The 19,844-nt window shown below is 69.1% G+C and carries 14 protein-coding genes; 7 read left to right on the top strand and 7 right to left on the bottom strand.

Features of this window, described 5'->3' with window-relative positions; all coding sequences use genetic code 11:
- Nucleotides 1-72 precede the first annotated feature (72 nt).
- Together LPN01_RS16780 and LPN01_RS16775 are read right to left on the bottom strand one after the other, a co-directional pair.
- On the bottom strand, nt 73-3,288 hold the full coding sequence (locus LPN01_RS16780) for a TonB-dependent receptor (protein ID WP_262829569.1): 3,216 nt from the start codon (nt 3,286-3,288) through the stop codon (nt 73-75).
- Between the two features lie 190 nt (nt 3,289-3,478).
- On the bottom strand, nt 3,479-4,183 hold the full coding sequence (locus LPN01_RS16775; protein WP_262829568.1) for a DUF6445 family protein: 705 nt from the start codon (nt 4,181-4,183) through the stop codon (nt 3,479-3,481).
- Between the two features lie 152 nt (nt 4,184-4,335).
- On the opposite strand from LPN01_RS16775, the gene LPN01_RS16770 reads away from it, so the two are divergent.
- Nucleotides 4,336-5,244, top strand: a complete 909-nt coding sequence (locus tag LPN01_RS16770) for an alpha/beta hydrolase (RefSeq protein ID WP_262829567.1) — start codon at nt 4,336-4,338, stop codon at nt 5,242-5,244.
- Nucleotides 5,245-5,270: 26 nt separating this feature from the next.
- On the opposite strand, the gene LPN01_RS16765 is transcribed toward LPN01_RS16770, so the two are convergent.
- Entirely contained in the window at nt 5,271-6,689 is a 1,419-nt protein-coding gene (locus tag LPN01_RS16765) for a GH1 family beta-glucosidase (RefSeq protein ID WP_262829566.1), read from the bottom strand.
- 142 nt (nt 6,690-6,831) lie between these two features.
- Here LPN01_RS16765 and LPN01_RS16760 point away from each other — a divergent pair, with 142 nt between their 5' ends.
- On the top strand, nt 6,832-7,878 hold the full coding sequence (locus LPN01_RS16760; protein WP_262829565.1) for a LacI family DNA-binding transcriptional regulator: 1,047 nt from the start codon (nt 6,832-6,834) through the stop codon (nt 7,876-7,878).
- Nucleotides 7,879-7,974: 96 nt separating this feature from the next.
- Here the strand turns inward: LPN01_RS16760 and LPN01_RS16755 are convergent, their stop codons facing one another.
- Together LPN01_RS16755 and LPN01_RS16750 are read right to left on the bottom strand one after the other, a co-directional pair.
- Nucleotides 7,975-8,316 (bottom strand): SWIB/MDM2 domain-containing protein, encoded by a 342-nt coding sequence (locus tag LPN01_RS16755; protein ID WP_316748790.1) that lies wholly within the window; start codon nt 8,314-8,316, stop codon nt 7,975-7,977.
- 121 nt (nt 8,317-8,437) lie between these two features.
- A complete protein-coding gene (locus LPN01_RS16750) occupies nt 8,438-9,022 on the bottom strand; it encodes a TetR/AcrR family transcriptional regulator (RefSeq protein ID WP_262829564.1) in 585 nt (194 codons plus the stop codon).
- A 94-nt stretch (nt 9,023-9,116) separates the two neighbouring features.
- Here LPN01_RS16750 and LPN01_RS16745 point away from each other — a divergent pair, with 94 nt between their 5' ends.
- The 3 genes from LPN01_RS16745 to LPN01_RS16735 are packed head-to-tail and all read left to right on the top strand — an operon-like array spanning nt 9,117 to nt 12,902.
- A complete protein-coding gene (locus LPN01_RS16745; protein ID WP_262829563.1) occupies nt 9,117-9,605 on the top strand; it encodes a (2Fe-2S)-binding protein in 489 nt (162 codons plus the stop codon).
- Nucleotides 9,602-10,660 carry an FAD binding domain-containing protein gene (locus LPN01_RS16740; RefSeq protein WP_262829562.1) on the top strand — a complete coding sequence of 353 codons (1,059 nt, stop codon included), beginning with the start codon at nt 9,602-9,604 and terminating at the stop codon, nt 10,658-10,660. The genes LPN01_RS16745 and LPN01_RS16740 overlap by 4 nt, the downstream gene beginning before the upstream one ends.
- On the top strand, nt 10,653-12,902 hold the full coding sequence (locus LPN01_RS16735) for a xanthine dehydrogenase family protein molybdopterin-binding subunit (RefSeq protein WP_262829561.1): 2,250 nt from the start codon (nt 10,653-10,655) through the stop codon (nt 12,900-12,902). Before LPN01_RS16740 ends, LPN01_RS16735 begins: the two co-directional genes overlap by 8 nt.
- Before the next feature lie 524 nt (nt 12,903-13,426).
- On the opposite strand, the gene LPN01_RS16730 is transcribed toward LPN01_RS16735, so the two are convergent.
- Nucleotides 13,427-14,839: an oligogalacturonate lyase family protein gene (locus LPN01_RS16730; RefSeq protein ID WP_262829560.1), complete on the bottom strand. Its 1,413-nt coding sequence runs from the start codon at nt 14,837-14,839 to the stop codon at nt 13,427-13,429.
- A 181-nt stretch (nt 14,840-15,020) separates the two neighbouring features.
- Here LPN01_RS16730 and LPN01_RS16725 point away from each other — a divergent pair, with 181 nt between their 5' ends.
- Together LPN01_RS16725 and LPN01_RS16720 are read left to right on the top strand one after the other, a co-directional pair.
- Nucleotides 15,021-17,900 (top strand): TonB-dependent receptor, encoded by a 2,880-nt coding sequence (locus LPN01_RS16725; RefSeq protein ID WP_262829559.1) that lies wholly within the window; start codon nt 15,021-15,023, stop codon nt 17,898-17,900.
- Complete coding sequence (locus tag LPN01_RS16720) at nt 17,900-19,132, top strand: oligogalacturonate lyase family protein (RefSeq protein WP_262829558.1); 1,233 nt, start codon at nt 17,900-17,902, stop codon at nt 19,130-19,132. Before LPN01_RS16725 ends, LPN01_RS16720 begins: the two co-directional genes overlap by 1 nt.
- Nucleotides 19,133-19,135: 3 nt before the next feature.
- Here LPN01_RS16720 and LPN01_RS16715 read toward each other — a convergent pair whose 3' ends face one another.
- Nucleotides 19,136-19,777, bottom strand: coding sequence for a nicotinamidase (locus LPN01_RS16715; RefSeq protein ID WP_262829557.1), 642 nt, complete (start codon nt 19,775-19,777; stop codon nt 19,136-19,138).
- Between the last annotated feature and the right edge of the window lie 67 nt (nt 19,778-19,844).

The raw sequence follows: 19,844 nt of genomic DNA, 5'->3' as shown, positions 1-19,844 counted from the left end.
GCCGGCATGCCGCAAACAGGGAGGCCGCTCCGAAGAGCGGCCTCAGGTGGGGAAGGGATATCGGTGCGATCGTCAGAACCGGTAGCGGGCGCCGAGCAGCAGCCGCGGCTTGTTCTCCTGCGCGAAGAACGTCTGGTTCTTCGACCGGCCGTAGCTGCGCACCGATTCGCTGGTGAGGTTGATCCCTTCCAGCGACACCGCGATCTGTCGGCTGATGTCCCAGCTGACGTTGAGATCGACCGTGCCATAGGGTGCGAAGAACACCGGGTTGCGATCGGTGGTGCCGCCGCGGCCGGTTTCCGACAGGAACTTGTCGCGCCAATTGTACGTCAGCCGGGCCGAGATCCCGTTCTTGTCGTAGATCAGCGAGGCATTGGCGCTGTCCGACAGGCCGAGCAGCGCGAACTGGTCGACGGTCGGCGCGGCGAGCACGTCGATGCCGACGTTGCCGCGGACCAGCGTGTAGGACGCCGCGACGCCGAACCCGGTCGAGCCGAAGAAATACTGGCCGGCGAATTCGGCGCCGTAGATTTCCGCGTCGCGGTTGTTGATCGGCGATGCGATCGAGAAGACCGCAAGCGGATCGTTGGCGTCGGGCGTGATGTCGACGGCGCGCGACAGCGTGTCGAAATAGCCCTGGTTGACGGAATTGCCCGTGCTGTTCGCGCGAATGTCCGCATCGGTCCGCGCGACGTTGCCGCCGTTCTGGATCAACCTGGCCGTATAGCTGAACAGGTTGATGTCGGACTGGTCGAGGCCGAGGCGGGTGAGCGCCGAGGTGGCGGTGCCGGATCGCGATCCCGCCGCGCCGGAGGTCGCGTCGCGCAGCCCGAACAGGTTGCCGTTGGTAAGGCCGGTGCCGACGAAATTGCGCACCCGCTTGTCGAAGAAGCCCGCCGACACATAGCTGGACGACTTGAAATACCATTCCGCCGAGACGTCGAAATTGTCGGAGACGAGCGGCTTCAGATTGGGGTTGCCGCGCGTGCCGTTGGGCTGGCCGCCGTACAGGGTCGCGCGGCTGCCCGCCCCCGCGGTGGAGCTGACGAACTGGTCGCCGTAGGACGGGCGGGCGATCGTCCGGCTGAACGAGACGCGGGTGATGACGTTCTCGAACGGCGAGATCTGGAAATCGATCGCGGGCAGCAGGTTGTCGTAGCTGCCCCGGCCGGACAGCGGCGTCGAGGTCGCCGAACCGGGCACGGTGAAGTCGTTGTCCGACGTCCAGACGATCGCCGACGGGCCGTTGACGAGCGAGAAGGCGCGGACCTTCGTCACTTCATAGCGGGCACCGACGACCAGTGTCGCGGCGGCGCCCGCGATCTGCCCCTTCCATGTCAGCTGTCCATAGACCGATGCGATCTTTTCCCGGATGCTGTCGTCGTTGGCGGACCCGGCGGTCACCGGGTTGCCGCGCCCGGCGTAGATCGGCGAGAACAGGTTGGTGAGCGCGACCGCATTGCCGCGGAAGGCGTTGAGGCCGGGACCGGTCACGCCCGGATCGAAATGATCGAACTTGCAGACGAGGCAGAACGTCTTGATGAGGTCGCCGGCCTGCGCCGCGACTTCGCCGGGGTTGCTGATGCTCCAGTCGCCGAGCGTCTGGCTGGTCTGGGTGCGGGTCGATCGCAGCTTCGAATCGATATAGCTGCCGCCGAAATCGGCCCGGCTCCCCTCGCCCAGATCCCAGCCGAGCCCGATCTGGGCCTGGTCGATCGTCTGGATCTGGCGGGCGGTATTGGTCCGCGCCACCTGCGTGCCGAGGTCGCCGACGTCGAGCTGATTGTTGCAATTGCCGATGACGCGTCCCGGCCCCGTGCTCGTGGCGAGCGCCCGGCAGTCGTTGATCGTCTCGTTGATCTGCGGGAAACCGCGCGACCAGTCGATCGTCTGGCCGTTGACGATGTTGGCGCCCATCGAGAACAGCGTCGAGCTGGCGCCGTTCGAGGCGTCGGGAAGCGCCTGCGACTTGGAATGCTGCACGTCGGCGACCAGCTTGAACCGGTCGGTGACGTCCCAGGCGGCGTTCAGGCCGTATTCCTCCAGCTTGTCGCGCGTCGCGCGGAACTGCTGTTCGTAGCCGGTGTCCTTGGGATCGGGCACCGCCTGCGAGATCACGGTCGCGGTCGGCACCGGGCTGTTGTCGAACGTGACCGTGCCGAACGGCCGGTTGAGCCAGTTGGTCTGGTCCTGCCGTGCCTCGCTCTGGCGGTTCTGCGCCCATAGCACGTCGGCGGTCAGCAACAGGTTCTCGACCGGCCGGAATTGGATCACGCCCGATCCGTTGATCCGCTCGCGGGTCGATTCCGAGAAATGGTAGCGCGCGTCGTTCGGAAAGGCGATCAGGCTGCCGCTGGCCGGCCGGTTGGTGACGACGGTGCCCGACCCGATGATGTCGCCGGGATTGTCGATCGTCCTGATATTCCACGCATTGGAGGTCGAGCTGGCCGCCGCCGAATTGCGCTTCTGATAGCTGCCGAACAACGCGACGCCAAAGGTATCGCTATCATTTTTCCAGTTCAAAAGACCCGACACTTCCGGCGTGACCTTTGCCAGGCCGTCTTCGTCCTTCTCGATGCTGGTGTCGTACGAGGCCTTGGCGCCGATCGAGCCGGTCAGGCCGCTTTCGCGCGAATCGAGCGGCTTGCGGGTGATGACGTTGATCGTCGCGCCGATGCCGCCGGTCGGGATCGCGGCGCGGCCGGTCTTGTATACCTCGAGCGTGCTGACGCCTTCCGATGCCAGGTTGCCGAAGTCGAACGAGCGTCCGGTCGCGGTCGCGAAGTCGACGCTCTGGTCGCCGCCGACGCCCTGCAGGTTGGTCGCGGGCAGCTGGCGGCCATTGAGCGTCACCAGGTTGAAACCGCCGCCGAAGCCGCGCGCGGTCACTTCCGATCCTTCGCCGTTGACGCGGTTGATCGAGACGCCGCTGACGCGTTGCAGCGATTCGGCGAGGTTGGTGTCGGGGAACTTGCCGATATCCTCGGCCGAGATGGCGTCGACGATGCCGTTCGAATTGCGCTTGATGTCGATCGCGCGGTTCAGCGATGCGCGGATGCCGGTCACCACGATGTCGTCGCCGCTGGCTTCGGCCGGGGTCGCGGTGGTCGCGCCGTCCTGGGCGACGCGCGGCGCGGCTTCGGAGCCGGGCTGTGCGTTGGTGGCCGGTGCGTTGGTGTCGTCGCCGCCGCCGACGGCCTGCGCCGCCGCGGGCGCCGCGATGCACATCGCGATCGCGCCGATCGACGTCGTGCGGACGAGCGCGCCCATGAGTCTAGGACCCCTCATACTTCCTCCCCTTGCCGGTACGATTACCGTTTCCTGCGGACAGCCATGAGCCGACCTGGATGCCGTAATCAGCCGTCTGTCCTACGTTGTCAACGTCATGGAACCGGAAGCGGGCGGGCGTCGCTATTGTGCCACATACGACCATGGTAGCGCTTGCATTTCCGGTTTCGCCTAACATCCGGGGACGGCGTCAGTCCGGTGCGAGCGTCACGAACACGTTTGCCGTCAGCCGCCCGGTGCGGGGGTCCGCACGCAGTCGCTCCGGCGCGGGGACGAGGCCGGAATGGAGCAACGCGCTACGGTAGACGACGAGCCGGTTGACCGCCGCATCGACGCGGGCGGTCTGCACGAACCAGCCGTCGTCGCCATCGATATAGCCGGCGGACGTGCCCTCGCCGGCGCGTGCGGCCGTATAGGCGGGCAGGCGTGCATCGCTCAGCACCTCGAAACCCGTCGCGCGATGGCGGTAGAAGGCGGTGCCGCCGTGCGCGGCGTCGCACAGGTAATGCAGGATCGCGAACTGCATCGGATGGACCGCATCGACATGCGGCGCCCGCTGCGGCGGCAGCAGCGCGTCGGGCCGCTGGGTCACGAGCGAAAAGGCGCCTTGCGCGCCGACAGGCCTGACCCGGCCGAGCGCGAACGCCTCCGCGATCGGGCCGACGAGGGCGTTGACGACCGCGCGGATATACGCCTCTGGCAATGCGCTGCGCAGCCCCGGATAGCCGCCGGCGGGGCCATAGGCGGGCTCGAACCGGCTCGCCGCGGCGACCGCGACCAGCGCACCCGGATCGGCGAGCAGGTCGTCCGCCTGCAACACCGGTTCGCGCGCGTCGCCGATCGCGCTTGCCGTGAGCCTGGCGCCGCGGGCGAGGGGGAAGGGGGGCGGCGTCATCGCGCCATCGCTGCGGTACGACCGTCCCGCGCGCCATCGCGCCGTGCCCCTGCCGTCATCCCGTCCGTCCCCTCTCGCACCCCCACGAACGGCTTGCCGTCGTCCGCGTCCTCGGCGATGATAGCGCTATAATAATGTTGGGGAGAGGCGAAGTGCGCCGCGCGATCTATCTGGCCTGTCTGTCGGGACTGGCACTCGCCGTGACGGGCGCCGCGTCGCTGGCGGCGCAGGACCCTCCGCCGCAGCCCGCGGCGCGTTATGCGACGATCCGGCTGTGGCCGAACGGCGCGCCCGGCACCAGCGCCGCGCGGCGCGCCGAACCCGAGGTCGCGCGCGATTACTGGGTCCGCAACATCCACGATCCGTCGCTGATCGCTTTCCCGGCCGCCGCGGCCAGCCGCAACGGCGCCGGCATCGTGATCCTGCCCGGCGGCGGCCACAAGCTGCTGGTCTGGACCAACGAGGGCACGAAGGTCGCGACCGCGCTCAACCGCATGGGGGTGACCGCCTTCGTGCTCAAATACCGGTTGGCGGCCGAGCCGGGGTCGCGCTATTCGGTCGAGGGCGACGCGGCGGACGACGCGCGTCGCGCCATCCGCTGGGTGCGCGCCCATGCCGCCGATTACGGCATCGATCCGGCGCGGGTCGGCGCGATGGGATTTTCGGCCGGCGGCGAGCTCGTCTCGCTCGTCGCCGACAATCCCGAACCCGCCGGTCGCCCCAGGCTGGACGCCATCGACACGCTGTCGGCCCGCCCCGATTTCCAGGTGCTCGTCTTCCCCGGCCCGCGCGGCATTCCCGCCCGGGCGATCGCCGCCGCGCCACCGGCGTTCCTCGTCGCCGGCAGTCGCGATCCGTGCTGCGCCGAACCGACGGTCGCGCTCTACGAACAGCTGCGAAAAGCGGGGATCTCGACCGAGTTGCACATGTATGCGGACAGCGGCCACGCCTTCAACCTCGACGAATCCGACCGCATCTCGATCCTGCACTGGCCCGACCGGCTGCACGACTGGCTTGCCGACGGCGGCTGGCTGTCGCCGCGCCGGCCGCAGGCCCGCTGACGGCACCGGCCGCGGGCGGACGGCGGTCAGACGAGCCGGTTGCGGCGGATCACCTCGCGGTACCACGCCGCGCTGAGCTTGGGGGTACGCTTCTGCGTCGCGAAATCGACGTGATGGATGCCGAACCGCTTGGTGTAGCCGTCCGCCCATTCGAAATTGTCCATCAGGCTCCACAGGAAATAGCCCTTCAGCGGATAGCCTTCGGCGACCGCGCGGCGGAACTGGCCGACATAGTTGCGCAGATACATGATCCGGTCGGCGTCGTCGATGCGGCCGTCGCTCACCGGATCGTCGGCCGAGGCACCGTTTTCCGAGATGAAGAGCGCTTTCGGCCGCCACAATTCGCTGACCATGCGGACCCCCCAATAGGCGACCTCCGGTCCCACGACGAGCCACGGCGAGGCCATCCGGGGGGATGAGGCGATATGCGGGATGACGGCATAGCCCTTCGGCCCGGCGTCGGCGCGCACCCATTCGGGGGCGTAGATGTTGAGCGCGACGAAATCGAGCGGACTGGCGATCGCGGCCATGTCGCCGGCCCGGACCCGCGGCGCGGCGGCGCCCTGTTCCTCCAGATAGGAATCGATGTAGCGTCCCTCCATGATCGCGGTCAGGAACATCGCGTTCTTTTCGCGGGTCGCGGTCTTGGCCGCGGCGATATGGTCGGGCGTCTCGATCACGGGGATGTGGAAGCTGGTGTTGTCGGCGATGCCGACGCGCGTGCCGGGCTTCGCATGCGCGCGGATCGCCTGCACGCCCAGGCCATGGGCGAGCACGCCGTGGTGGCGGACCTGGTTCACCGCCGCCGGCTCCAGCTTGAGGCCGGGCGCGTGGATGCCGCGCAGATGGCCGAGGTCGGTGAAGCAGGCGAGCTCGTTGACCGTCATGAAGTCCTGCACCCGGTCCGCCAGCTTGCCGGCCATGAAGCCCGCATAATCGGCGAAGGCGAGGGCGGTATCGCGGTTCTGCCAGCCCCCCGGCAGGCGTTGCGGCAGGTCCCAGTGGAACATCGTCACATACGGGCGGATGCCGGCGGCGATCAGCGCGTCGACGACGCGATTGTAGTAATCGACGCCCTTCTGGTTCGGCTTGCCGCGACCGTCGGGGAAGATCCGCGACCAGGCGATCGACATGCGATAGCTGTTGACGCCCAGCGCCTTCAGCAGCGCGATGTCCTCGGCATAGCGATGATAGCTGTCGCAGGCGACGTCGCCGGTGTCGCCGTTGGCGACGCGGCCCGGCGTGTGCGAAAACACGTCCCAGTTGGTTTCGCCGCGGCCGTCCTCGCGCACCGCGCCCTCGATCTGATAGGCCGCGGTGGCGCATCCCCAGCGAAAGTCGGCGGGGAACGACAGGTCGATCGGATCGGCGCCGGCGCGCTGCGCCGCGGCCGCCAGCCCGGCGCCGACCGCAAGGCCGTTTCGGAGCATGTCACGGCGGTTCATTTCTCTCTCCCGGGGTCGTTTCGTCGTATGCGACGGATATGGGCACCAATTGTCCTACGCTGTCAATCGTGGACGGCGCGGCGCTGCCGGGACGGATCGCGTGCGGAGTGGACCAATTCGTCGCGAAACCCTAGGTCGTGTTATGGCCCAGGATCAACGCCGTACCACGATCGTCGACGTAGCCCGCCATGCGGGGGTATCGACCAAGACGGTGTCGCGCGTGCTCAACGGCGAACCGCACGTGACCGAGGACCTGAAGCGCCGGGTGCGCGAGGCGGCGGCGGCGATCAACTATCACCCCAACATGCTCGCGCGCGCGCTGGTGCAGCGCCGTTCGCACCTGATCGGCCTGGTCTACGAAAATCCCTCGCCCAGTTACGTCGTCGACCTGCAGATGGGGGTGCTGCATCGGCTGCGGGACGAGCATTACCGGCTGGTCGTGATCCCGATCGCGTCGATCGCGGAGCATGAGGCGGACGTGGTGGGGCTGCTGCGCTCCGCAGCGCTCGACGGGGTGGTGCTCGCGCCGCCGGCGTCGGACAGTCCGCGGATCATGGCGGATCTGGATGCCGCGGGGATCCGCTTCGCCCGGATCGCGCCGACGCGGCTGCTGGACGCCGGACCCGGCAATCTGCTCGACGACCAGGCCGCGGCGCGCGAGATCGCGGCGCATGTCATCGCGCTCGGCCATCGCGATATCGGCATCATCAAGGGGGAACCCACCCACGCGTCCGCCGACATGCGGCTGGCGGGCTATCGGGATGCGTTCGCGGCGGCCGGGCTGCCGATCCGTGCCGACCGGGTGAAGCAGGGCCATTATACCCATGACAGCGGATACGCCGCCGCGTGCAGCCTGCTGGCGTCACCCGATCGTCCGACTGCGATCCTGGCCCAGAACGACGACATGGCCGTGGGCGCGCTGATCGCGGCGCGCGAGGCGGGCCTGTCCGTGCCGGGCGACCTGTCGATCGCGGGCTTCGACGATTCCGACGTCGCGCGGATCGCCTGGCCGGCGATCACGACAATTCGCCAGCCCGTGTTCGACATGGCGGTCGCAGCAGCCGACATGGTCGTCGCACAATTGCGCGGCACCGAGGCCGACATGCGCCGCCACCATCGTCACGAACTCATCGTCCGCCAGTCGACGGGGCCCGCGCCGCACCGGGGGATCGCCGGCACCGCATCGTAGCGATCGGGCAGGCCACCGATCGGGGCAAGGCGGGGCGGGCGAATCGCGCATCCGCCACGCGGGACCGCCGCCGGCGCACAGGCCGGCGGCGCTGCGTCAGCCCTTCTTGGCGGACAGGTGGGCACTCAGGTGCTTGTTCATCTCGAACATGCTGGCCGATTTCTTGCCGAAGATCTTTTCGAGCTTGTCGTCGGCGTTGATCTGACGCCGGTCCTTCGCGTCCTGAAGGTCGTGCTTCTTGATATAGGCCCAGACCTTGCTGACCACCTCGCTGCGCGGCAGGTCGTCTTTGCCGACAATCTCGGCGAGGTCGGCGGAGGGGGTCACCGGTGCGGTGATGCCGCCGCGCGCGCCGCCGGCGGGCTTGGCCGTCGCCTTGACCTTCTTTTCCGCTGCGGCGGTTTCGCTCTTGCCGCGCGTCTCTGCCGATCGTGCCATAGTCCGTTCCACCTCTGCTGTGTCGCCGTCCGCGGCTGCTGCCTTGGATCGGTATGCCGCTACAATCGACCGGCCGCCGGAATTTGTTCCGAATCCGAAAGGACGTACCGGGGCGTGGGGATCAGTCGCCCGCGACGGCCATGCCGTCGATCAGGGCATCGACCAGCCGCAGGACGCCGTCCTGCCAGTCGGGCTGGTTGCGCAGCATGCACATGCCGATCACCGCGAGCAACAGGTCCTCGCCGCCGATCCCGGGCCGGATCGCGCCGGTGCGGACGGCGTGCGCGAGAAGGCCGTCGAGCGCCTGCGTCAGCGCGCCGGTCGAGCGCGCCGAGATCGCGGTCGTCGTATCGGCGGCAAGCGCGAAGGCGGCGATCATGCCCTTCTTGGTCGCGACCATGCCGACCATCGCGTGCAGCCAGTCGCGCAGGGCCGCCACGGCCGCATCGGCGGACGCGGCGGCGGCGGCAAGGTCGAGCAGCTGCTCGATGTCGCGGCGGTACACCGCCTCGTAGAGCGATTCGCGCGTCGGGAAGTGACGGTAGAGCGTGCCGATGCCGAGGCCCGCGGCGCGGGCGACCGCATCCAGGCTGGCGCCCGTGCCGGTCTGCGCGAACACCGCCTTGGCCGCGGCGAGCAGGCGTTCGCGATTGCGCGCCGCATCGGCCCTCGTCCGGCGTTTCGGTCGGGTCGACGCACATTCCATCCCGCGCTCGTGCTGCTCCATTGATAAGCGGAGGGTTCCTCCGTATAGGTCGTGATTGTAGAGATGCTATCATAGCATGGATCGGAGTCGCGGCATGTCTTTCTCCATCGGCCTGACCATCAACCATCGGCACCACGCGATCGAACTCGACGATCCGCGCGTCACGCTGCTCGACCTGCTGCGCGAGCGGCTGCACCTCACCGGCACCAAGAAGGGCTGCGACCGCGGTCAGTGCGGGGCCTGCACGGTGCTGGTCGACGGGCGCCGGATCAACGCCTGCCTCGCGCTGGCGGTGAGCCACGACGGCGCCGACGTCACGACGATCGAGGGCGTCGCCGACGGCGAGACGCTGCATCCCGTGCAGCAGGCGTTCGTCGCGCACGACGGCTTCCAGTGCGGCTTTTGCACCCCGGGCCAGATCATGAGCGCGATCGGTCTGATCGCGGAGGGACAGGCCGGCGACGACCCCGAACGCGTGCGCGAGGGGATGAGCGGGAACCTGTGCCGCTGCGGCGCCTACAAGGGGATCACCGAGGCGGTGTGCGCCGCGCAGCGCGCGATGGCGACGGGAGAGGCGGCATGAACCGGTTCGACTATCGCCGGCCGGAGGCGGTCGCCGACGCGGTCGCAGCGGCGGCGGATGCGGGTGCGGCCTATCTGGGCGGCGGCACCAACCTGCTCGACCTGATGAAGGGCGGGATCGCGCGGCCGGATCGCCTGGTCGATCTCGCGCGGCTGCCCGGCCTCGACCGTATCGAGACGCTGGGCGATGGCGCGGTGCGCATCGGCGCCCGCGTCAGCAACGCCGCGCTCGCGCACGACGCGGGGTTTGCCGCGCGCTTCCCGGCGGTTGCCGAGGCGCTGCTGTCGGGGGCGTCGCCGCAGCTGCGCAACGCCGCGACGGTCGGCGGCAATCTGCTCCAGCGCACCCGCTGCGCCTATTTCTACGACACTGCCAGCGCCTGCAACCGGCGCGATCCGGGGTCGGGCTGCGACGCGATCGGCGGCGAGAACCGGATGCACGCCGTGCTCGGCTGGAGCGACCGCTGCATCGCGACGCATCCGTCGGACTTCTGCGTGCCGCTCGTCGCGCTCGACGCGGTCGTCGAGATCGAGGGCGTCGACGGGCGGCGCGCGTTGCCGCTCGCCGATCTGCACCGGCTGCCCGGCGACACGCCCGAGGTGGAGACGACGCTCGCCCCCGGCGACCTGATCCTCGCCGTCCGGCTGCCGGCGGCGGCGGGCGCGTTCGCCGCGCACCAGCGCTACATCAAGGTGCGCGAGCGGACCTCCTATGCCTTTGCGGTAGTGTCGGCCGCCGCGGCGCTCGACATCGTCGACGGCCGTATCCGTGCCGGCCGGCTGGCGCTGGGCGGCGTCGCCGCGAAGCCGTGGCGCGCGAGCGCGGCGGAGGCGGTGCTGGCGGACGCGCCGCCGACGCGCGAAACGTTCGAACGCGCGGCGGAGGCGGCGCTGGCCGATGCCCGGCCGTCGGGCGACAACGCCTTCAAGATCGACCTCGCCCGCCGCATCGCGGTGCGGGCGCTGGTCCGCGCCGCGACGGGCACGCCCGATCGCCTGCCGCCGCTTCCCGCCTCCCCCTTCGCCGCTGCCGCCGGAGAGATTCATCATGGCTGACCTGTCGCCGACCCCTTCGCCGCTGCATCGCCGGCACGGCTCCAACATCGGCCAGTCGCTGACCCGCGCCGAGGGCGCATTGAAGGTCACCGGCCGCGCCGCCTATGCCGCCGACGCGCATCCGCAGGGCCTGCTGCACGCGGTGATGGCGGTCGCCTCGATCGCGCATGGCCGCGTTACCGGGATGGACGTCGCCGCCGCGGAGGCGCACCCGGGCGTGGTCGCGGTGATGACGCCGGACAACCGGCCGCCGCTGGCGCAGGACCCCGACGCGAAGGACCATCCCTTCATGTTCCGGCTCGACCTGCTCCAGAACGACCGCGTCCGCTATCCCGGGCAGGCGATCGCGGTGGTGATCGCCGAGACGCTGGAGGCGGCGACCGAGGGCGTGGCGCTGCTGGCGCCGCGCTACGCCGCCGAGGACCCGCTGGTCGGCATCGACGCCGCCGATCCGTTCGTGCCGCAGATGGTCGGGGCGGGCGCGCCCGCGGCGGCGGCGACCGGCGACCTCGACGCCGGGCTGGACGCCGCCGCGACGCGGATCGAGGCGACCTATGCGACGCCGCCGCAATATCACAACCCGATGGAGCCGCATGCGATCGTCGCGGCCTGGGACGGCGACACGCTGTCGATCGACATGCCGAGCCAGGGCATGGCGATGGCGCAGGGGCGGATCGCCGGCCTGTTCGGCATCGACCCCGCCGGCATCCACATCCGCAGCCCCTATCTGGGCGGTGGCTTCGGGTCGAAGGGGATGGTGGCCGGGCCGATGGTGCTCGGCATCCTCGCCGCGCGAATGGTCGGGCGTCCGGTCAAGCTCGTGCTGCGGCGCGAGCACATGTACGGCGCGGTCAGCCATCGCGGCCAGACCCGCCAGACGCTGCGCATCGGTGCCGACGCCGACGGCCGCCTGACCGCGCTCGGCCATCACACGCGCACGGTGTCGAGCGTGTTCGACGATTTCTTCGAACCCTCGTCGAACACCAGCCAGTCGGTCTATGCCAGCGCCGCGATCGCGACGAGCCACGACGTCGTGCGCATTCATTCCGGCACCCCCGGCTTCATGCGCGCGCCGGGCGAGGCGAGCGGATCGATCGCGCTGGAATGCGCGATCGACGAGGCGGCCTATGCCTGCGGCATGGACCCGCTCGCCTTCCGCCTCGCCAATTATGCCGAGGTCGATCCGATCGACGGCAAGCCGTTTTCGTCCAAGGCGCTGCGCGAATGCTATGCGCAGGCGGCGGAGCGCTTCGGCTGGTCGCGGCGGCCGCTCGCGCCGCGCACGATGCGCGACGACGACGGGCTGCTGGTCGGCTGGGGCATGGGCACCGCGATCTTCCCGGCGCTGATGTTCGAAGGCAATGCGCGCGCCGTGATCCGCGACGACGGCCGCGGGACGGTGGAGATCGGCGCGCACGACATGGGGCAGGGGGCGTGGACCGCGCTCGCGCAGATCGCCGCCGACAGCCTGGGGCTGGACCTCGCCGAGACGGAATTCCGCTCGGGCAGTTCGGACCTGCCCGACGCCGGGATCGCCGGCGGCTCGGGCCACACCGCCACCGCGGGCATGGCGATCCACGAGGCGGGCGCGGCGGTGATCGCCGAACTCGCCGCGCTGGCGACCGAGCATCCTGATTCGCCGCTGTACGGTGCCGGCAACACCGGCGTCGTCGCCCGCGGCGGCCACCTGCACCGGCGCGACGACGAGAGCCGCAGCGAAAGCTATGCCGCGATCCTGCGCCGCGCCGGCCGGGCGATGGTGGAGGGCAACGGCCATGCCGCCGCCGATCCCGCGAGCGAGGCCTATTCGAAGCACGCGCACGGCGCCGTCTTTGCCGAGGTGAAGGTCGATCCCGAGCTCGGGCAGGTGCGCGCGACGCGGCTGGTCGGCGCCTTCGCGGCGGGGCGGATCATCAACCCGCGCATGGTCGACAGCCAGCTGTACGGCGGCATGATCTGGGGCGTGTCGTTCGCGCTGCACGAACGCGCGGTGGTCGATCCGCGCACCGGCCGGGTGATGAACCCCAATCTGGGCGAATATCACATCCCGGTGAACGCCGACGTGCCTGCGCTGGAGTGCATCCAGGTTGCCGAGGAGGACACCCACGTCAACGCGCTCGGCATCAAGGGCGTGGGCGAGATCGGCATCACCGGCAGCGCGGGTGCGATCGCCAATGCGGTGTGGCACGCCACCGGCGTGCGCCCGCGCGATTTCCCGATCGCGATCGAGACGTTGCTGTAGGGGGGGCGCCATCCGCCCCCGTGCCGCTCCCCGCCGAAGGTTGGTGCCCAGTCGGGGGACGTACGTGGCCGCACGCGACGTGAGCCGACCTAACGCCTGCCCGACTGGGCCCCGGCCTTTGCCGGTGAGGCGATGGGTTCGGGTGTTCGGAATCCTGCCGAGGCGGTCTTGCGATCTGCGCACACGGACAGCGGAAGCGACGTCCCGACGGTGATCGAGACGTTGCCGCAACGGGAGGAAGGGCCGTTCCGGGCGGTTGCGCGCGAACCTGCCCTGCCACATGCCCTTTCTCGCTCCCCGGCGAAGGCCGGGGCCCAGTCGGGGGACGCACATGGCTGCGCGCTACGTGAGCCAACCTGCGCCTGCCCGACTGGACCCCGGCCTTCGCCGGGGAGGCGATGGGTTCGGGTGGCCGGGATCCTGCCGAAACAGTCTGGTGATCTGGGCGCCCGGACAGCGGGGGCTGCGCCCCGGCCGGCCCCCGGTCTTCGCCCGTGAATCCGATCGGTTCGGACGACCCGGCGCTACCGTCCCGGCTTCGCCACCTCCACCGCATAGACGTGGCCCGGTCCCCACATGTTCGACCGGAACACCAGCCATTTGCCGTCGGGGGTGAAGCTGGCGTTGGGTTCGGAGCGATAGTCGTGGTTGCGCAGGTCGACCAGCCGTTCGGGGTCGAGCGCGCCGGGGGTGATGAGGTCGCCGCTGTTCGCCGCATGGATGCCGGCGACGTCGGGGATGCTGCGCGGGCGTAGCAGATAGATGTATTTGCCGTCGGGCGCATGCGCCGCCATCTCGGGGTCGCCGCCGTCGCTGGAGAACAGCGTGCCGTCGGCCGAGCTGTTGAAATGCACGCCCCAGGCGTTGCGATCGAGGTGATACCAGCGGCGGCGTGCGCTGCCCACGTCATATCCCGCCACCCAGAAATCCTCGCCGCGCGGCGTCTGCAAATCGTACCAGACGGTCTTGCCGTCCTTGCTCCACCATTCGTGGCCGGCGATCTCCATGTTCATCGTACGCCGGTGCAGCAGCTTCGGCGTGTCGGGCCGGTGGACGCGGACCAGCCACAGCCGGTCGACGACGTGCCAGTTGCCCTCATGGCAATAGAGCAGCAGGTTGGGATCGGTCGGCGAGAATTGCAGGTGGTTCAGCCAGTCGGTCGATGCGGTGATCGTCTTGCGCGCGCCGGTACGGATGTCGATCGTGAAGATCTCCATCGGGATGCGCTGCATCAGCCGGCGGTTGATCTGGACCTCGCGCCCCTCGGCATAGGTCAGCTTCTCGCCGTTCGGCCCGGTTTCGCTCGCCGGATCGCGCGTTGCCATCACGCTGCCCGGTGCGACGCCCGCGCCCGGCCCGGTGCCGGTGTTGCGCGCGCCCGCGAACAGCGTCTCGTCGGCGTTGATCGTCGCGATCGAATAGCCGGGGTCGAGCGTCGCGATGCGGCGGCTCTTCCCGGTCGCGATGTCGTATCCCATGATCGCGCGCGGCCCGCGCGGCGGCGCGGCGGCGGCGCGCGGCTTCGATCCCGGCACGAACGCGGCATTGGCGTCGTGACCCCGCGTCTGTTCGAGCGCGGTGAGGTAATAGACGGTGCCGGTGCGCTGGCCGACGAATTGCAGGCTGACGCGGCCCGGCACGATCAGCTTCGAGGTGAAGCGCTTGAGGTCGAGCGCCATGATCCCGCTCGGCGAACTGTACGCCATCCAGCGGCCGTCGGGGGTGTAGCTGTTGACGTTGAAATAGTTGCTGCTGCTGCCGGGCTCGTCGGAGATGCGGACGATATGGTGGCCGGTGGTCGCGTCGATCCACGATTTCGGCGGCGTGGCGTTCGCGTCGGGGCGGGCGGTGAGCACGGGCGGCCGGTCCTGCGCGAAGGCCGCGCCCGTGGCGGAGGTGGCCAGCAGGGCGACGGCGATCAGGGTCTTGGAACTCATGGCGCATTCCTCTCGACGGGGCCCGACTCTCGACGGTCGATACGGTCAAGTCCCATATAATAGCTCACCGGTCCATCATTTATCGATGTTTTACGTGAGCCTTCTTGACATAGCGCGTCAATAAGAGGAATTTCAATTCACAAGAAGCGATACCACAATGTGGATTGGAGGAGAGGCTGGCATGGCCGTGACCGTGTATCACCGGGGCGCACCGGCGCAGGACGCGGCGACCGCGACCGCAGACGCGCCGGCGGGCGATCAGGGCGCCGATATCGTCGTCACCGGCTTCCGCCGCAGCCTGCAATCCGCGCTCAACGTCAAGAAACAGTCCTCGGGCGTCGTGGATGCGATCAACGCGCAGGACATCGCCGACTTCCCCGACGCGAACCTCGCCGATTCGCTCCAGCGCATCCCCGGCATCTCGATCGAGCGCGACGCGGGCGAGGGGCGGACCGTCACCGTCCGCGGCCTGGGCGGCGATTTCAGCCGGACGCGGTTCAACGGGCTGGAGGCGATCTCGGCGACGACGGGCTCGACGCTCGGCGCCGGCGTCAATCGCGGCCGCAGCTTCGATTTCAGCGTGTTCGCGTCCGAATTGTTCAATTCGATCGTCGTCCGCAAGACCCAATCGGCGGAGGTGGACGAGGGGTCGCTGGGCGCGACGATCGACCTTCAGACCGGCCGTCCGTTCGACAATCCGGGCTTCCAGGCGGCGATCTCGGCGCAGGGCGCCTATTACGACATCAACGACAAGGTGTCGCCGCGCCTCGTCGGGCTCGTCAGCAAGACGTGGGACGACGACCGGTTCGGCCTGCTGCTGTCCGCCGCGTACAACAAGCGCGACGTGCAGGAGGATGCCTATTCCGACACCACGCTCGCCGACTTCGCCGACGTCAACAACGGCTTCTGCCCGGTGGTGCCGGGCAGCCAGACGACCCCGGTCAACCCGCTGGTCGGCACCGCGCCGCGCACGACGCTGTGCATTCCCGAAGCGGGCGCGACGCCCGGATCGACGCCGGCGGCGTACAACACCGTCAACCAGCCCGGCGTCTTCGTCGCCAAGCTGCCCGGCTATGGCCGCTTCACCAACCGGCAGGAGCGTCTGGGCCTTACCGGAACCTTCCAGGCGAAGCTGACCGACACGTCGGTCATCACCATCGACGGCGCCTATTCGCGTTTCAAGCAGGACCGCAACGACCTCGCGACCAACCCGATCAGCCTCAACCGCGCGAACGGCGCGGCGGCGGCGGGGCTGACCGCGGCGCAGCTCAGTGGCCGGCCGAACATGAAGATCCGCGACGCGCAGGTCGATGAGAACGGCTATCTCGTCTACGGCGTGTTCAACGACACCGATTTCTCGGTCACCAACAGCCACGACATCTCGACCACCACCTTCTATCAGGCCGACATCAAGATCGAGCAGAAGCTGGGCGACCGCGGCGAGATCGACGTCCTGTACGGGCAGTCCGACTCGGTGTTCGACAATCCCTATTCGCGGCTGGTGACGTTCAGCCGCTTCGACAGCGACGGCTTCGTCTTCGACGCGCGGCAGAACCGCAACACGCCCTCGCTAATCTACGGCTTCGACGCGACCAACCCGACGAACTGGCAGTATCAGAACGGTTACGACCAGATCCGCGAATTCACCGCAAAGGTGACCAACCGGCTGCGCAACCTGAAGGTCGATGTCAAATACGACCTGTCGGACGACTATACGATCAAGGCGGGGATCGCCGCCAAGCGATTCAACTTCATCTCCGCCCGCCAGCAGCGGATCGCGTCGACCGCGGCGATCCCCTCGCTCGCATCGGCGGGACTGACGATCGCCGACGTCAGCCTGGCCCCGATCACGATCGATACGATCGGCATCCCGGCGGGATCGAGCAACAGCTTCATCGTCCCCGACATCGACCGGATCATGAGCGCGTTCGGCGTCGACTGTTATTGCGTCAACCAATACGGGGATTTCCGCATCGGCAGCATCGGGACGGGGTCGCAGGGCGACAACCGCTCGGTCGTGGAACAGGACGTCAGCCCCTACGTCCAGCTCGATTTCAAGCTGCCCTTAACCAACGGCATGACGCTGCGCGGCGATGCCGGCGTCCGCTATGCCAAGACGTACCAGCGCTCGAACGGCTATGTCGGGATCGGCACCGCGCTGGAGGTGAAGCGCGACTATGGCGACTGGTTGCCCGCGCTCAACCTCGCGCTCGACCTGACCGACCGGCTGACGGTCCGCGCCGCGACCGCGCGGGTGATGTCGCGGCCGTCGCTCGGCTTCCTGACGCCGGGCGGGTCGATCGGCACCGCCAACCCGCCGTTCAGCGCGACGATCGGCAATCCCTATCTCGATCCCTATCGCGCGACCAACATCGACGCGACGGTCGAATGGTATTTCCAGCCGGGCGCGGTCCTGTCCGCGGCCTATTTCCACAAGACCGTCGACAGCTTCGTGCAGCAATTGTCGACGCAGACGACCTATGCCGCGGCCGGGCTGCCGCTCAGCCTGCTCAGCGCGTCGCAGGATCCCAACACCGCGACCACGATCACCTCCTACGCCAACACCCGCGGCGGCAAGATCGACGGGTTCGAGATCCAGTACCAGCAGCCCTTCACCTTCCTGCCGGGGCCGCTGCGCAACCTCGGCACGCTGCTCAACTATACGCACATCAAGTCGAACATCAGCTACATCCTGACCACCAGCGCGAGCGGACCGGCGCTGATCGCGCCGCTGGTCAACGTGTCGCCCAACGCCGCCAACGCGACGCTCTATTACGAGGACAAGCGCTTCTCGGCGCGCGTGTCGCTCGCCTATCGCGACGAATATCTGCGCCAGGTGCCGCTGCGCTCGGGGCTGGCCGACACGGCCGGATCGTACTCGACCACCAACCTCGATGCCTCCGCCTCGTACAAGGTCGGCGACCACCTGACGCTGACGGTCGATGCGATCAACCTGACCAACCAGCCGACCAGCTTCTGGGACGGTCAGGCCTTCCGCGACCAGCAGGTCTACAGCTCGACCGGGCGGCAATTCTTCGTCGGCGCGCGGTACAAGTTCTGATGGCGGGCGCACTCGCGCTGCTGCTCGCCGGTGCCGTTCTGGCGACGCCGGCGACGTGGACCGATCCGGTGACCGGCCACCGGATCGTGCGGATCGACGCGACCCCGGGCAATTACGCCTTATACTTCAACTACAACCCCTTCACGCCGCAGGGCGACCTGATGATCTATCTGACGCCGGAGGGGATCCGGGTCGTCGACCTCGGGACCTGGGCGACGCGGCTGGTGCTCGCCGGCAAGGTCGACCGGCTGCTGTTCGCCGGCCCGCGCAGCCGCAGCGCCTATTACACCGTGCGTGACGCCGCGACCGACGACGGCGGGCCGTTCCAGGTCTGGCGCGTCGACCTCGACAGCGGCGCGACGCGGCATATCGCCGACGTGCCCGGCGGCCGGATCGAGGCGATCAACGCCGACGAGACGCTGCTGGCGGGCGAGCGCGAGCTGGCGTCGCCGCCACCCGCGATCGCCGCGCAGGGGCGGCGCGACCCCCGGACCGGGGCGCCGACCTATTCCGGCACCGGCCCCGACGGCCGGCCGCTGTCGTTCGCCGCGGCGAAAGCGCAATGGATGGACGCGCGCCTCGCCGCGCGGGTCCCGATGGAGATGTACAGCGTCGCCATCGCCGATGGCCGGCGGCGCACCATCCTGCGCGCGACCGACTGGCTGAACCACGTCCAGTTCTCGCCCGCCGACCCGCGGCTGCTGATGTTCTGCCACGAAGGACCGTGGGACAAGGTCGATCGCATCTGGACGATCCGTACCGACGGCACGCGCCTGACCAAGGTTCACACCCGGACGATGGCGGGGGAGATCGCGGGGCACGAATTCTGGAGCGGTGACGGTGCGACGATCTGGTACGACCTGCGCATGCCGGCGGGGGGCGCGGGCTGGCTTGCGGGCTATGACGTCCGGACCGGCGCGCGCACCCGCTATGCGATCGCCGACGATCAGGGATCGTATCATTTCACCCAGTCGCCCGACCGCAGGGTCTTCGCCGGCGACGGCAGCAATGCGGGCAAGTGGATCAGCCTGTTCGCGCCCCGTGCCACGGCGGCGCCGCAGCCGGGCCTGATCGCACCCGGGGTGCTGGAGACGACGCGGCTCGCGACGCTGGCGACGCACGACTACACGCTGGAGCCGAACGAGCATTTCACGCCGGACGGCAAGTGGATCGTCTATCGCACCAACATGGAGGGCGCGCCGGCGATATATGCCGTCGCGACCGGGCGCTAGCCGTCAGGCGACGACGACGCCGGCCGCGGCGAACCGACGTTCCGTCTCGTCGACGGTGGTGCCCCCGCCGGCCAGCGGCATCGCGATCGCGCGGGTCAGGTCGCGGACCACGATCGCCCCGAACCCCTGCGCGACCGCGTCGAGCGCCGACCACCCGACGCAGAAATCATAGGCGAGCCCGACCAGCACGCAGCGCCGCACGCCGAGGTCGTTGAGGTATCCCGCAAGCCCGGTCGGTGTCCTCCGGTCGTTCTCGCGAAACGCCGAATAGCTGTCGATGGCCGGGTTCATGCCCTTGCGCAGGATCATGCGGGCGCGGGCCACCGCGGGCGTCACGTCCGGGTGGAAGCCGGCGCCGCGGCTGCCCTGAACGCAATGGTCGGGCCACAGCATCTGTTCGCCATAGGGCATGGCAATGGTCCGGAACGGCGCGGCGCCGGGGTGGCTGCTGGCGAACGAGCGGTGTCCCGCCGGGTGCCAGTCCTGCGTGACGACGACATGGTCGAAGCGCGGCGCCAGCGCGGCGATGCCGGACATGATGGCGTCACCCCCGGCGACGGCGAGCGCGCCGCCGGGGCAGAAATCGTATTGCGGATCGACGACGATCAGCGCGTCGCCGGGACGGGGGAAGAGGGGGGCGGCCATCCCCGCTTATCGCGCGCATGGCGACGATGCGAAAGGGCCGGCCGCCCGAAAGCGGCCGGCTCGTCCG

The sequence above is a fragment of the Sphingomonas sp. A2-49 genome, from assembly GCF_025548555.1.
In the GTDB taxonomy this organism is placed as follows: domain Bacteria; phylum Pseudomonadota; class Alphaproteobacteria; order Sphingomonadales; family Sphingomonadaceae; genus Sphingomonas.
Note: the sequence above shows the minus strand (reverse complement) of the source record. Positions and strands in the feature narration are given on the sequence as shown.

What these genes read in the sequence shown, in the direction of transcription:
- LPN01_RS16780 (WP_262829569.1), bottom strand. Translation starts at nt 3,288, where the DNA reads ATGAGGGGTCCTAGACTCATGGGCGCGCTCGTCCGCACGACGTCGATC.
- LPN01_RS16775 (WP_262829568.1), bottom strand. Translation starts at nt 4,183, where the DNA reads ATGACGCCGCCCCCCTTCCCCCTCGCCCGCGGCGCCAGGCTCACGGCA.
- LPN01_RS16765 (WP_262829566.1), bottom strand. Translation starts at nt 6,689, where the DNA reads ATGAACCGCCGTGACATGCTCCGAAACGGCCTTGCGGTCGGCGCCGGG.
- LPN01_RS16760 (WP_262829565.1), top strand. Translation starts at nt 6,832, where the DNA reads ATGGCCCAGGATCAACGCCGTACCACGATCGTCGACGTAGCCCGCCAT.
- LPN01_RS16755 (WP_316748790.1), bottom strand. Translation starts at nt 8,316, where the DNA reads ATGGCACGATCGGCAGAGACGCGCGGCAAGAGCGAAACCGCCGCAGCG.
- LPN01_RS16750 (WP_262829564.1), bottom strand. Translation starts at nt 9,022, where the DNA reads ATGGAATGTGCGTCGACCCGACCGAAACGCCGGACGAGGGCCGATGCG.
- LPN01_RS16745 (WP_262829563.1), top strand. Translation starts at nt 9,117, where the DNA reads ATGTCTTTCTCCATCGGCCTGACCATCAACCATCGGCACCACGCGATC.
- LPN01_RS16740 (WP_262829562.1), top strand. Translation starts at nt 9,602, where the DNA reads ATGAACCGGTTCGACTATCGCCGGCCGGAGGCGGTCGCCGACGCGGTC.
- LPN01_RS16735 (WP_262829561.1), top strand. Translation starts at nt 10,653, where the DNA reads ATGGCTGACCTGTCGCCGACCCCTTCGCCGCTGCATCGCCGGCACGGC.
- LPN01_RS16730 (WP_262829560.1), bottom strand. Translation starts at nt 14,839, where the DNA reads ATGAGTTCCAAGACCCTGATCGCCGTCGCCCTGCTGGCCACCTCCGCC.
- LPN01_RS16725 (WP_262829559.1), top strand. Translation starts at nt 15,021, where the DNA reads ATGGCCGTGACCGTGTATCACCGGGGCGCACCGGCGCAGGACGCGGCG.
- LPN01_RS16720 (WP_262829558.1), top strand. Translation starts at nt 17,900, where the DNA reads ATGGCGGGCGCACTCGCGCTGCTGCTCGCCGGTGCCGTTCTGGCGACG.
- LPN01_RS16715 (WP_262829557.1), bottom strand. Translation starts at nt 19,777, where the DNA reads ATGGCCGCCCCCCTCTTCCCCCGTCCCGGCGACGCGCTGATCGTCGTC.